The organism is Microbacterium sp. IO18, assembly GCF_049099505.1.
Lineage (GTDB): Bacteria > Actinomycetota > Actinomycetes > Actinomycetales > Microbacteriaceae > Microbacterium > Microbacterium aurugineum.
On the sequence record NZ_JBMJAF010000001.1, the window covers coordinates 1,419,713 to 1,432,463 of the forward strand.

Annotated in this window: 15 protein-coding genes; 13 read left to right on the plus strand and 2 right to left on the minus strand. The window is 69.2% G+C overall.

Translation table 11 applies throughout. From position 1 onward, the window contains the following. Window positions 1-72 precede the first annotated feature (72 nt). The 13 genes from ACLF6J_RS06820 (at window position 73) to csrA (ending at window position 9,812) form a co-directional block, all read left to right on the plus strand. Window positions 73-414, plus strand: coding sequence for an ArsR/SmtB family transcription factor (locus ACLF6J_RS06820; RefSeq protein WP_244093601.1), 342 nt, complete (start codon window positions 73-75; stop codon window positions 412-414). A gap of 140 nt (window positions 415-554) precedes the next feature. After that, complete coding sequence (locus ACLF6J_RS06825) at window positions 555-806, plus strand: flagellar FlbD family protein (protein ID WP_134353121.1); 252 nt, start codon at window positions 555-557, stop codon at window positions 804-806. Then, entirely contained in the window at window positions 806-1,618 is an 813-nt protein-coding gene (locus ACLF6J_RS06830; RefSeq protein ID WP_131491838.1) for a motility protein A, read from the plus strand. Before ACLF6J_RS06825 ends, ACLF6J_RS06830 begins: the two co-directional genes overlap by 1 nt. Then, window positions 1,615-2,424: an OmpA/MotB family protein gene (locus tag ACLF6J_RS06835; RefSeq protein ID WP_047524795.1), complete on the plus strand. Its 810-nt coding sequence runs from the start codon at window positions 1,615-1,617 to the stop codon at window positions 2,422-2,424. Before ACLF6J_RS06830 ends, ACLF6J_RS06835 begins: the two co-directional genes overlap by 4 nt. A 48-nt stretch (window positions 2,425-2,472) precedes the next feature. Further along, entirely contained in the window at window positions 2,473-3,405 is a 933-nt protein-coding gene (locus tag ACLF6J_RS06840; RefSeq protein WP_134353120.1) for a flagellar motor switch protein FliM, read from the plus strand. Continuing rightward, a complete protein-coding gene (fliN, locus tag ACLF6J_RS06845; protein WP_134353119.1) occupies window positions 3,402-4,061 on the plus strand; it encodes a flagellar motor switch protein FliN in 660 nt (219 codons plus the stop codon). Before ACLF6J_RS06840 ends, fliN begins: the two co-directional genes overlap by 4 nt. 23 nt (window positions 4,062-4,084) lie before the next feature. Further along, window positions 4,085-4,558: a flagellar biosynthetic protein FliO gene (fliO, locus tag ACLF6J_RS06850; protein ID WP_261812675.1), complete on the plus strand. Its 474-nt coding sequence runs from the start codon at window positions 4,085-4,087 to the stop codon at window positions 4,556-4,558. Then, the gene (fliP, locus tag ACLF6J_RS06855; protein WP_134353118.1) at window positions 4,555-5,370 is read left to right on the plus strand and encodes a flagellar type III secretion system pore protein FliP; all 816 of its coding nucleotides are present in this window, start codon (window positions 4,555-4,557) and stop codon (window positions 5,368-5,370) included. Before fliO ends, fliP begins: the two co-directional genes overlap by 4 nt. Continuing rightward, window positions 5,367-5,639: a flagellar biosynthesis protein FliQ gene (fliQ, locus tag ACLF6J_RS06860; RefSeq protein WP_047524786.1), complete on the plus strand. Its 273-nt coding sequence runs from the start codon at window positions 5,367-5,369 to the stop codon at window positions 5,637-5,639. The genes fliP and fliQ overlap by 4 nt, the downstream gene beginning before the upstream one ends. A 4-nt stretch (window positions 5,640-5,643) precedes the next feature. Beyond that, on the plus strand, window positions 5,644-6,405 hold the full coding sequence (locus tag ACLF6J_RS06865) for a flagellar biosynthetic protein FliR (protein ID WP_134353117.1): 762 nt from the start codon (window positions 5,644-5,646) through the stop codon (window positions 6,403-6,405). Next, window positions 6,402-7,493, plus strand: coding sequence for an EscU/YscU/HrcU family type III secretion system export apparatus switch protein (locus ACLF6J_RS06870; protein WP_134353116.1), 1,092 nt, complete (start codon window positions 6,402-6,404; stop codon window positions 7,491-7,493). Before ACLF6J_RS06865 ends, ACLF6J_RS06870 begins: the two co-directional genes overlap by 4 nt. Continuing rightward, entirely contained in the window at window positions 7,490-9,556 is a 2,067-nt protein-coding gene (locus ACLF6J_RS06875) for a flagellar biosynthesis protein FlhA (protein ID WP_134353115.1), read from the plus strand. Before ACLF6J_RS06870 ends, ACLF6J_RS06875 begins: the two co-directional genes overlap by 4 nt. Window positions 9,557-9,560: 4 nt before the next feature. Continuing rightward, the gene (gene csrA, locus ACLF6J_RS06880) at window positions 9,561-9,812 is read left to right on the plus strand and encodes a carbon storage regulator CsrA (RefSeq protein ID WP_047524777.1); all 252 of its coding nucleotides are present in this window, start codon (window positions 9,561-9,563) and stop codon (window positions 9,810-9,812) included. Here csrA and ACLF6J_RS06885 read toward each other — a convergent pair. Together ACLF6J_RS06885 and ACLF6J_RS06890 are read right to left on the minus strand one after the other, a co-directional pair. Then, window positions 9,809-10,963, minus strand: coding sequence for a hypothetical protein (locus tag ACLF6J_RS06885; protein ID WP_134353114.1), 1,155 nt, complete (start codon window positions 10,961-10,963; stop codon window positions 9,809-9,811). The two genes, csrA and ACLF6J_RS06885, sit on opposite strands and share 4 nt — an antisense overlap. Further along, entirely contained in the window at window positions 10,960-12,558 is a 1,599-nt protein-coding gene (locus ACLF6J_RS06890) for a sensor histidine kinase (RefSeq protein WP_134353113.1), read from the minus strand. The genes ACLF6J_RS06885 and ACLF6J_RS06890 overlap by 4 nt, the downstream gene beginning before the upstream one ends. Window positions 12,559-12,751: the final 193 nt, after the last annotated feature.

Genomic DNA, 12,751 nt, shown 5'->3' on the forward strand with positions numbered 1-12,751 from the left:
AAATCGAAAATCTTCAATATGGCGACTGTCGCGCATCTATCGAAGATTGTCAATACGTGGCACAATGGATTCGTGACCCTGCCGACGACGATCGAAGCGCCCTCGTGCTGCGTCCCTCCGCTCACCCCTTCGGTGAGCGTCGAGGACGCGGAGCGCATCGCGCGGGTGTTCAAGGCACTGGGCGATCCCACGCGGGTCCGACTGCTGTCCCTCATCGCCGCCGGACCCGACGGCGAAGCCTGCATCTGCGACCTCACCGAACCCGTGGGCCTCTCCCAGGGAACGGTCTCCCATCACATGAAACTCCTGACGGAGGCCGGCCTGGTCACTCGTGAACAGCGGGGGAAGTGGGCGTACTTCGCGCTCGATGCGAACGTGATGGCGGCCGCGGCCGACGCCCTTCGCGCCGTCTGAGCGCGCACACCGGCAGACGTCGCTGGTCCTCCCGGCTAACGACCGGCGCCCTCCGTCCGACAGTCACCCCCGACAGCCCAGGACGGGCCGTCGGGTCCGTGTTCCCCGGAACGCGGACGGATCTTTCCAGGATGGAGCCCATGATCGTCCTCACGCGCCTGAACCGTTCGCGGTTCGCGGTGAATCCCGACCTGATCGAACGTGTCCAGGCCACGCCGGACACGACGCTCATCATGGTCGACGGCGCGACCTTCGTCGTCACCGAGACGATGGACGACGTGATCGCTCAGATCACCCGGTTCCGCGCCGGAGTGCTCGCGACCGCCGCCACCCTGATCGCCGCGGAGGAGAAGAATCCCGCGATCGCCGCCGACACCGAGGCGGGCCTCTGATGGATCCGTCCCTCATCCTCGGCCTGGTCCTCGCCTTCGGCGCACTGGTCGCCATGATCAACATCGAAGGCGCGACCGTCGGCTCCCTGCTGCTGCCGGCCCCGATGGTGCTGGTGTTCGGCGCGACCATCGCGGTCGGCCTCGCGAGCGGCACCCTGCGCGACGCCTTGCACGCACTCAAGTCCCTCCCCCGGGCGTTCCGCGGGGAACGCCGCACCGCCGCGAGCACGATCGACACGGTCGTCGGATACGCCGAGAAGGCGCGCGCGGAAGGTCTGCTCGCCCTCGAGCAGGGTCTGGACGAGGAGAAGGACCCGTTCCTCCGCCAGGCGCTGCAGAGCATCGCCGACGGCACGGATGCCGAAGACCTGCGGACCCTGCTGGAAGACGAACTCACCTCGACCGCCGCCCGCAACCGCACCGCCTCGCGCTTCTACATGACCCTCGGTGGCTTCGCGCCGACCGTCGGCATCATCGGCACCGTCGTCTCGCTGACCCACGTGCTCGAGAAGCTCGACAAGCCGGACACGCTCGGCCCGATGATCGCCGCCGCGTTCGTCGCGACACTGTGGGGGCTGCTGTCCGCGAACTTCATCTGGCTCCCCATCGGCGGACGGCTCCAGCGCCTCGGCGAACTCGAGCTGGAACGCATGACCGTGCTCATGGAGGGGATGCTCGCGATCCAGGCCGGCGCCCCGCCGCAGTTCGTCGGAGAACGCCTGCGTGCACTCGTCGCCGAACGCCCCTCGGCGCGATCCGCCCGGTCGCGCACCCGCACTCGCGCCGCGGAGGAGACGGAGCCCGCCCCATGAGCGTGCGCGCCCGCCGTCGGGTGCCGCAAGAGGAGCACAGCGGACCGGACGAGCGCTGGATGGCCTCGTACCTCGACATGGTCACCGTGCTCATGTGCATGTTCATCGTGCTGTTCGCGATGTCGACCGTCGACCAGGAGAAGTTCGAGGCCCTCAGCGCTTCCCTCGCGACCGGCTTCGGTCAGGAACCGTCGGACGACGTGGATGCGGTCACGGGTGTCGTGGTCCCTCCGGAACTGGTCGACGAAGACGGCGACGACTTCGCCGATGTCGACCTGGCCGCCGCACAGACCGAATTCAGCGAACTCTCCGCTCTCCGGGAGAAGCTGCGGCGGGTGCTCGCGGACAACGGTCTCGAGGCCGACGTCACCTTCACGATCGACGAGCGCGGGCTCACGATCGGTCTCGTCAGTGCGGAAACCTTCTTCACCACGAACAGCACCGCACTCAGCCCCACCGCCGTGCTGGTCCTCGACGCGCTCGGCTCGGTGCTGGTCACCGCACCGAACGAGATCTCCGTCGAGGGTCATGCCGACGTGCGCGGTTCCGTCGCTCCCTACCCCACCAACTGGGAACTGTCGGCCGGACGATCCACCCAGGTGCTGCGGCACCTGGTCGAGTCGTCGGGGCTGCCGCCGAGCCACCTGAAGTCGGTCGGGTTCGGTGATACGCGGCCGATCGCCGCCGGCAACAGCAGCGAGGCTCTGGCCCAGAACCGGCGGGTCGACATCGTCGTCCTGTCCGATGCGAACGAGGAGGTGCGTGCCCTCCTTCCCGAAGCGCAGGCGGCGCAGCCGTCCTCCTGACCCCCTCCTCTCCTAACGCACGCAGGTCGCCGCCCGATAGTCGGGTTCGTGGTGATCCAGGACAGCGTGCGCTCCGAAGCGCGCGCAGCGACGGCGACGAAGACCGCCGAAGTCGAGGTGTACGACTTCGGCCGTTCGGCGACCCTTTCGCGCGAGCACACCCGCACCCTGGAACTGGCCTTCGAGACGTTCTCCCGGCAGTGGTCGACCCAGCTCTCGGCGAAGATCCACGTCCGCGCCACCATCGCCGTCGAGCATGTCGGCATGCTGACGTACGGCGAGTACGCGCAGTCGCTCCCGACCACGACCACCATGATCGTGTGCGCGCTACCCGATTCGGACGAACGCCTCATCGTGCAGCTGCCGACCTCCGCCGCCACGACCTGGATCGTGCAGATGGTCGGCGGACGCTCGTCCAGCGCCTCGGAAGACCGCACCTTCACCCCGATCGAGCAGGCGCTGATCCGCTCCCTGATCGTCGATGCCCTCGATCACCTCACCGGTGCCCTGGACGGGTTGCTGCCCGCCGGGATCACGGTGAGCGGCATCCAGTACAGCTCCCAGTTCGCGCAGGTCGCGGCCTCGGGGGAACCGGTGATCGTCGCGCGGTTCTCGATGCGATTGGCCGGTCGGGCCGTCCCGGCGAGCGTGATGCTGCCCGCCTCGGTCCTCGCCGGTTTCACGGTGCGCACCTCGGACGCGGATCGCTCGGCTGCGCCGGACTTGGTCCGCCGTCAGGTCGAGGTCTCCCCCGTCGAGGTGGCGCTCCGGCTCGCCCCGCGTGCCGTGCTGCCCCGCGAGGTGCTCGATCTCGCCGTCGGAGACATCGTCTCCTTCCCGCACTCCGCCGATCGACCGATGATCCTCGCGGTGGGCGATCAGACCGTCGCCACCGCGGCCGTGGGCAGCGCCGGGGCGCGTCTGGCCTGCGTCGTCGCCACCACCATCCCCGATCCCGCCATCGCCGAGGAGCCCGCGTGACCAGCACCACCACCTATGAGTCCGCCGTCGCCGCCGCTTTCGCGGCGAAGCTGCCGACCGCCGCGGCGACCTCCGCGCGTGCCTCCCAGGTGTCGGGAGACACCGGCGACGCCGTGATCGTCCCGTTCGTGGGCGAGGCCAGCGCGCAGCTGGCGGTGCAGGTGTTCGACCCCGACGCCCTGGTCGACGGCCTCGGGGGTGCGTCTCTGAGCGATCGGCTGCGCGATGCCCTCGAAGCCGCAGCGAGCGCGCTGGGGGCCGGCGCCCTCGGTGACGCCACGATCGGCGACGCCTCCGCGCTGTTCGCCGACCCCGCCGCCCAGCTCTTCGATCTGCAGGACGACGCCGACCGGACGATCGGGCGCCTCGCCGTGATCGTCACGCGCGCGCCGGCCGGCACCGCGAGCTCTTCCCGCCGGTTGCACCGCATCGCCGGCGTCGAGATGGAGCTGACGGTCGAGATCGGCCGCACCAGGATGGCCGTGCGCGACGTGCTCGGCCTCGAGCCGGGACGCATCGTCGAACTCGACCGCTCGGCCGGTGCACCTGCCGACGTCAAGCTCAACGGCCGGGTCATCGCGCACGGTGAGGTCGTCGTCGTCGACCAGGACTATGCGGTGCGGATCACCCGCATCCTCGAGAACGTCGAGGCCTGATCCTGGACGACCTCCTGCTCGGGCTGCGGGTCGCGCTCTCCCTCGCAGCGGTGCTCGGGCTGCTCTGGTTCCTGCAGCGCCGGGTCTCGCGCACCGCCGCGCGGCGACGCGACGGTGAGGTCATCACGGTGCTGGGCCGCCAGGGAGTGGGCCCGAAGGCGCAGATCGTCGTGGTCCAGACCGAAGACGCCCGCTACGTGCTGGGCGTCACCGAACACGGCGTCAACGTGGTGGACCGTCTGCCCGTCAAGCCCGCGGCCCTGCCCGACGATCCGGCGACACCGGTGTGGTCGGCCGCGACGTCCGAAGCGGCCTCCGACGCGGCCGAGTTCGACCGCATCCTCGCCGCGACCGCGCGCACCGAGGACACGACCTCCGCCGTCGCGGCGCAGGTGCCGCAGCGACGCGTGCGCCACCGGAACGATCCGCTGCGCGGTTCCATCCTCTCCCCCGAAACCTGGCGGCAGACCGCCGAGGCCATCCGGCGCACGCGATGAGCATGCCCGGTGGGGCCGCCGACGGCCGCGCGCTGCGACGGGTCGCGCTGCTCCTCGCCGTCGCCTTCGCTCTGGTGCTCGTGCTGACGCTGGCCGCCGGCAGCCCGGCACACGCAGCCGTGACCCCCGACGATCCCGGCGACGGCGTCACGATCGACATCAACGGTGTCGACGGCTCCCCCTCGGGCTCGATCCTGACGCTGCTCGGCATCACCCTGCTCTCGGTGGCGCCTGCGCTGCTGCTGATGATGTCGTCGTTCACGAAGATCTTCGTCGTGCTCGCGATGACACGCAACGCCCTGTCCCTGCCCACGATCCCGCCGAACCAGGTGCTGGCAGGACTGTCGCTGTTCCTGTCGCTGTTCATCATGTGGCCGGTGCTGACCGAGATCAACACCGTCGCGGTGCAGCCGTACATCGACGGCACGTACACGTTCGCCCAGGCCATCGACTTCGGCCAACTGCCGCTGCAGGAGTGGATGCTGCGGTTCACGCGCGAGGAGGACCTCGCGCTCATGACGCGGATGGCGGGTCAGCCCAACCCGGAGGACCCGACGAGCGTGCCGATGTACACGCTCATCCCGGCGTTCATGATCTCCGAACTGCGCGCCGCGTTCATCATCGGCTTCGTCATCTTCGTGCCGTTCCTGGTGATCGACCTCGTGGTCGCCGCGGCTCTCATGTCGATGGGCATGATGATGCTGCCGCCCGTCATGATCTCGCTGCCGTTCAAGATCCTGCTGTTCATCCTGGTCGACGGATGGGGGCTCATCATCCGTGCCCTCCTGGAGAGCTATGGAGGTGTCGGATGAGTCCCGAAGCCGTGATCGACATCGGCACCCAGGGGCTGATCATCGCCGCGAAGCTCGCCGCTCCGGTCCTGGTCACCGCCCTCGTGGTGGGTTTCGCGATCTCGCTGCTGCAGTCCATCACCCAGGTGCAGGAGGTGACGCTGTCGTTCGTGCCGAAGATCGTGGCGGTCGGGATCGCCCTGTTGATCGCCGGGAACTGGATGATCGCGGAGATGATCGCGTTCACCACCGAGATGTTCGCCCGTATCCCCTCGCTCCTGAGCGGATGACGCGGTGTTCATCCCCATCGACTTCGCGTGGCTGGAGGCGACGATGCTCGCCGCAGTCCGCATCACCGCGTTCATCATGATCGCCCCGCCCTTCTCGTATGGGGCGATCCCGGTGCGGGTGAAGGCGATGCTCGCGATCGGTCTCTCGCTCGCCGTCGGCACGGCCGTCTCCCCCGGATACGAGAACCTCGGCACCGGACCCTTCCTGGGCGCCCTGGTGCTGCAGCTGGTCACCGGTGCGCTCCTGGGCTTCCTGGTGCTGCTGTGCTTCTCGGCACTCCAGGCCGCCGGCAGCCTGATCGACGTGTTCGGCGGGTTCCAGCTCGCTCAGGCGTTCGACCCGCACTCGCTCGTGAACGGCGCGCAGTTCACGCGCCTCTTCCACCTGACCGCGCTCACGCTGCTGTTCGCATCGGGGGGCTATCAGCTGATCCTCGCGGGACTCGCGCGCAGTTTCGACGCCGTTCCACTCGACGGCGTGTTCGAGGTGTCCGGTCCCGCGGAGCTGCTGGTCGACGGCGTCTCGCAGATGGTGCTGGCCGCCGTGCAGATCGCCGGGCCGCTCGTCCTCGTGCTCTTCCTGGCCGACGTCGGGCTCGGCCTCATCACGCGTGTGGCCCCGGCCCTCAACGCCTTCGCGATGGGCTTCCCGGTGAAGATCCTGCTGACCCTCCTGCTGGCCGGAGCGGTCTATGCGGTCCTGCCCGGCATCGTGGACGCCCTCGCCGTACAGGCCCTCAAGATGATGCAGGGGGTGCAGGAATGAGCGGCACGGACAGCGGCGAGCGCAGTGAGAAGGCGACCGACAAGCACCTGCGCGAAGCCCGCAAGAAGGGACGGCTGTCGCGCAGCCAGGATCTCACCGCGTGGCTGGGCATCGGCGCCGCGGCTGTCACCATGCCCGCTGCCATCGCCCTCGGGGCATCGGCCGGCACCGAGCAGCTGCTCACGCTGACCTCGCTGGTCGACACTCCGACGCCGGAAGCGGCACTCACCGCCCTCGGTCGCGGCCTCGCCTCCGTGCTCCCCACGCTCGCCGTGATGCTGGCCGCGGTCGCGATCGTCACGCTGATCGGCGCGGTGGTCCAGGGCGGGGTGCACCTGAAACCGCTGACCGGACGCTTCGAGCAGTTCAACGTCGTCACCGGGATCCGCCGCGTCTTCGGCATGCAGGCCCTCTGGGAGGGCGCCAAGGCGCTCCTGAAGACCGCGGCCATCGGCATCGCGCTGTGGTTCGTGATCGCGAGCCTGATGCCTGTGCTGACCGCCAGCGGCGCACACTCGATCTCGCGGCTGCTCGGCACCGCGAGCGAGGGGACGGCCGCCCTCCTGCAGACCGCCATCGCCGTCGGACTGGTACTGGCCGCGATCGACATGTTCGTCGTGATGCGACGCAACCGCAAGCACACCCGCATGACCAAGCGCGAGGTGCGCGACGAGAACAAGAACTCCGAGGGCGACCCCCTGATCCGTCAGCAGCGGCGTTCCCGACAGCTGGCCATCAGCCGCAACCGCATGATCTCCGCGGTCGCGGGATCCGACGTGGTCCTCGTCAATCCCACGCACATCGCCGTCGCGCTCCGATACGAGGTCGGACGCGCCGCACCCAAGGTCGTCGCGAAGGGCAGCGGCGTCGTCGCGGAGCGCATTCGCGAGGAAGCGACACGGACCGGTGTCCCGATGGTGCGTGAGGTCTCGCTCGCTCGTGCCCTGCACGCCGCGTGCGAACTGGGCCAGGAGATCCCCGAGGACCTGTACAACGCCGTCGCCCGCGTACTCGTGTTCGTCGACGCCCTGCGGCGGCGCGGGGCCGCGCGCGGCATCCATTCCCTTCCCTATCGGAGGACCGTATGAGACAGCTCTTCCTCAAGCTCATGGTGCCCGTCGGCGTCGTCGGCATCATCATGCTGCTCGTCGTCCCGGTGCCACCGTTCCTGCTCGACATCCTGATCATCCTGAACATCATGTTCGCGCTCGTGATCCTGCTCACGTCGATGTTCGTGAAGAAGCCCCTCGACTTCTCGGTGTTCCCCTCGCTGCTGCTCGTGGCGACGCTGTTCCGGCTGGGTCTCAACGTCGCCTCCACGCGTCTGGTGCTCGGGGAGGCCTACGCCGGACAGGTCATCGAGGCGTTCGGTGCGATCGCCGTCGGCGGCTCGCTCATCATCGGCGCCGTCGTCTTCCTGATCCTCGTCGTCATCCAGTTCGTGGTGGTGACCAAGGGCGCGGAGCGCGTCGCGGAGGTCGGGGCGAGGTTCACCCTCGACGCCATGCCCGGCAAGCAGATGGCGATCGACGCCGACCTCAATGCGGGACTCATCACCGACGCGGAAGCCCGGGAGCGTCGCGCCGAGGTCGCCGCCGAGGCCGACTTCTACGGCGCCATGGACGGTGCCTCCAAGTTCGTCAAGGGCGACGCGATCGCCGGACTCGTCATCATCATCATCAACGTGGTCGGCGGCATCGCGATCGGGATCGTCCAGCACGGCATGACGATCGACGGGGCCGTGAGCACGTACAGCCTCCTCACCATCGGCGACGGACTCGTCACGCAGATCCCGGCGCTGCTGATGGCGGTGTCCACCGGAATGATCGTGACCCGTTCGACGGCGGAAGCCGAGATGGGCAGCGCCGCGTCCGCACAGCTCGGCCAGTCCCGCAATGCGCTCATCATCGCCGGTTGCGCCGCGATCATCATGTCGCTCATCCCGCACATGCCGATGCTGCCGTTCGTGGCGATCGGCGCTCTTCTGCTGCTGATCGCGCAGCGCATCAAGGCGACGCAGAAGCGTGACGACGCCATCGCCGCGCAGACGACGACGCCGGCCCCCGCGGATCAGCCGGAGGAGCTGATCGAGAAGATGCGCGTGCACCCGCTCGAGATCCTGCTCTCCCCCGACATCGTCGATCTGGTCACCGGAGGACCCGATGACCTCCTCGCGCGCGTGAAGGCGCTGCGACGGCGGATCGCCCTCGATCTGGGACTCATCGCGCCGCCGGTGCGCACCCGGGACAGCATCGAGCTGCCCCAGTCCACCTATGTCATCCGCATCGCCGGGGTCGAGACCGGGAGGGGCACCGCTCCGGCCGGCTCCGTCCTCGCGCTCGGGCAGGGCCTGGAGTCCCTCCCCGGCGCCGCGACGCTCGACCCGGTGTTCGGGCTCGAGGGCAAGTGGATCCCCCTCGAGATGCGCCACAGCGCCGAGTTCTCCGGAGCGACCGTGGTCGACAGGGCGAGCGTGATCATCACGCACCTCTCCAGCGTGATCCACGCCCACGCCGCGCGGCTGCTCAGCCGGGAAGACGTGCGCCAGCTCACGGACGCGCTCAAACAGGCCTCCCCCGCCGCGGTCGAGGAGCTCACCCCGGCATTGCTGTCACTCGCCGAGGTGCAGCGCGTGCTCCAGGGACTCCTCGCCGAGCGGGTCCCGATCAACGACCTCAGCCGCATCTACGAAGCACTCGCGCTGCGGGCGAGGGTCTCCACCGATCCGGAGGGCCTGATCGAAGCCGCACGGGCTGCTCTCGGCCCGGCGATCGCGGCGCGGTTCGCGGATGGCGGCGTCCTACGGGTGGTGATGATCAATCCGCTTCTCGAGCAGGCGATGCTCGAGAGCCTGCGTACGAGCGACGAGGGCACTCAGATCGTGTTCGACCCGCAGCGGATGGAGGCCGTCGTGGAGTCGGTGAAGCAGGCGGTCACCTCGGTGCGCGAGGGGGGCGAACCGGTCCTGGTGTGTGCCCCGTCGCTGCGTCCGGCGGTACGTCGGCTCGTGTCCGCACAGACCGACGGGCTGCCGGTGCTCTCGTACACCGAGGCGACCTCCGCCGCGCTCACGATCGAGACCGTCGGCGTCGTCCGAGATGCCCCCGCGCCCTCGCCCGCGGTCGGAGCCGTCTCGGCGGCAGTAGGCTGAACGAATGCTGGTTTTGACGAGGCGGATCGGTGAGAGCGTGCGCATCGACGGCGACATCGAGATCACGCTGCTCGAGATCAAGGGCGACAGCGTGCGCATCGGTGTGAAGGCCCCGCGCGAGACCCGCATCCAGCGCACCGAGATCATCGAGGCGGTCGTCGCCGAGAACGTGTCGGCCGCGGCCGAGACCGGCGCCGATGCGGAGGGCGCGATCGCCGCTGCCCTCGCCCGGGGCCGGGAGTCCCGAGACTCCTAGTCGACGGGGGTCACGACCCGCGCCAGATCCGCGGCGTCCGCCCGCTTCCACTGGTCGCCTCCCGCGGCCCGCGCTCGGCCGGCCGCCTGCTCCGCCGTGGCCACGAGCAGGTCGAAGTCGAATCCGACGACCGAAGCCGTCGCCCAGCCGATGCTCGCAGACGACCGGATCCCGGTCATCGTCGTCTCCCTGTCGATCACCGAGATTCGGGTCAGGATCTCCCGCAGATGGTGGCGCACCGACTCGTCACCCCCGCGGATCACGACGATCGCCCGACCGTCCTCGACCCGGTCGGCGTCGGCCGATGCGGGCAGGGCCTCCTGGATGTCCTGGTGGAACCGATCGACGATGGCCGCGAACGCGGAACCCGTCGATGCCTCTCGGAGATCGGCGGGGTCGTCGAGTCGGATGTCGAGCACCGACCACGGGAAGTCGTTCTGCGCTTCGGCCTTGCGGAGCCGACGACGCGCACGCTCCACGAAATCCCCGACATCGCTCTTCTTCGACTCCACCCGCACCATCAGGACGAGGGTGAACGCGGCGCAGGTGCTCACCACCACGGTTCCGACGGCGTTCATGCCGCGCAGCGCGCTCAGTTGCGCTCCGACCGCCGCCCCGCCCGACAGCAGTGCGGATACGGTGCTCACGACCGCGACCACGACCAGTCCACAGGAGGCGAGCACCAGCGGCAGCACGATGTCCCTCGCGGCCGGGCGATCACGGAGCAACTCGTAGGCCACGAGCCCGCCGAAGACGGCGCTGCCCAGGAAGACGAGGTGGAACGACGGCAGATACCACGGGTTGTCCGCCGTCGTCACCAGCAGCGTCGGCGCGATGACGAGGAAGGCAATCACCGGCCACCAGCGGGCGCGGCGGCCGAAGTGCATCCGCAGACCGATCCACACCAACGGCTCGAAGCACAGCAGCAGGGCTGAGGCGGCGGCGAGCAGAGCCCTGGTCTCGGTCGTCTGCTGCCCCGCGAGCCAGAGGTAGGCGCCGAGCATCCCCAGGCCGAAGGCCGCCCCCCACGTGACGGTCGCCCTGCTCGGGCGCGCGAGGGTGCCCAGACCGATCACCAGCGCGGTGAGCACCGTGACGACCGCGACCATGCTGGTCGTGATGTCGACGTTGACGGGAACGAGCGGGGTCATACCTGAGCCTCCATCACTCGACGCTGCGGGAAGCGCAGAGTCACGCGGGTGCCGACACCGACCTCACTGGCGATGTCGATACTGCCTTCATGCGCGGCGACGATCTCCCGCACGATGCCCATCCCGAGGCCGGTGCCGCCGATGCCGGCGCGCACGGCGCTGTCGGTGCGGAAGTAGGGCTCGAACACGCGAGCGACGTCGTCTGCCGCCATGCCGAATCCGTCGTCGATGATCGTGACCACCGCCTGGTCGCCCGCCATCGTGTCGAGGTCGATACCGATGTGTCCGCCCGCCGGGGTGTACTTCGCGGCGTTGCTGAGCAGGTTGTCGACGACCTGCCGCAGCCGGAAGGCGTCGCCCGAGATGACCAGGCTCTCGGCGCCTTCGACCCGCAGCGTCTGCCTGTTGCTCGAGATGACGGGAGCGTACGATGCCGCCGCCGATTCGACGACCTCACGCAGATCCACGGATTCGAAAGGATCCTGGGCGGTGTGACTCGTCTGCCGGAGGATGCTCGTGACCAGGTCGTGCATGCGCTCACCCGCGTTCGCGATGATCTCGAGCTGTGCAGGCACCCGCCCCGGCAGGTCTTCGCGCTCACGGAGCAGGTCCACGTGGCCGACGATCGCGGTGAGGGGGTTGCGCAACTCGTGCGAGATCATGGCGTTGAAGGCCCGGCGTTCCTCGTCGACCTCGAGCCGCGCGGTCACGTCGTCGATCACGACCAGCGTGATCGCCTCGCCCTCGCCGGCGCTGGCCATCGGCTGCGTGCTCACCTCGAGGGCCCGCCATTGTCCCGCGCCATCGAACAGCCATACGCGCTCGGCATCGAGTTCCTCTCCGCCGGCGGCGCGGGCGAGGCAGGTGCGGGAGGGGGGCAGCGCGACGCCCCGTCGGGCGTCGTACTCGACGGCGGCCGTGGAGAGCTCCGCGCCGAAGCGGTCGCGGCCGTAGAGCGCACGGTACGCGTCGTTCATCTGCAGGATGCGCCCTCCCGCCGTGACGACGACGAGGGCGACGCTCAGAGCGTCGACGATCTGGATCACCCGCCGCTGATTCGCCTCCGCTCGCACCGCGGCACGATTGACCTGCTCGGAACGACGTTGCAGAAGCCGCCGCGCCGCCCGAGAGCGCTGCGCACCGATCCGCACCGTCACGCCGAGGAACCCCAGGGTGATGACGAGCGTGAGGAGTCGCAGCAGGATGTCCGCCGGCGAGCCGCTCTGCTCGGCGAAGAGCACGAGGGTGGCGCTGATGAAGACGATGCCGCCGAACACCCACGGCAGGGTGAAGTACGTGGCCAGCCAGACGATGGGGAAGACCCACAGGAACCCCAGGCGGAGGCCCGGCGCATTGGTGGTGAAGCCGATCGCGAGCGCATCCAGGAGTGGCACGACGGCGGCGGCGGAGCGCGGCAGACGGTGCCACGGCACGGCCAGCGTGAGCACGCTGGTGACGAGGACGAGCACGGCCCCCGCGACGACCAAGGTGTTGGCGAAAGTCTCGGGTTTGAAGGCCGTGACCATCACGACGATCGCGACCACACTGCCGGTGAAGACCAGTTGCCAGCGCCAGATCGACACGGTGCGGATCATCGACGCTCGCCTTTCCGCTCGAAGCTCAGGTTTCCCGCAAGATTACTCAAAGATCCGTCGAGCCCGCTCTTCAGGCGGCCGTGCACCCCTAGCATTCTGAGTGGGGCCGATACTGCGACTGGGGAACAACGCAGACGCCGGGGCCACGCGAGTGGGGATTCGCAGGCGCCGGGGGCGCGGCTGGGGAGCCGCG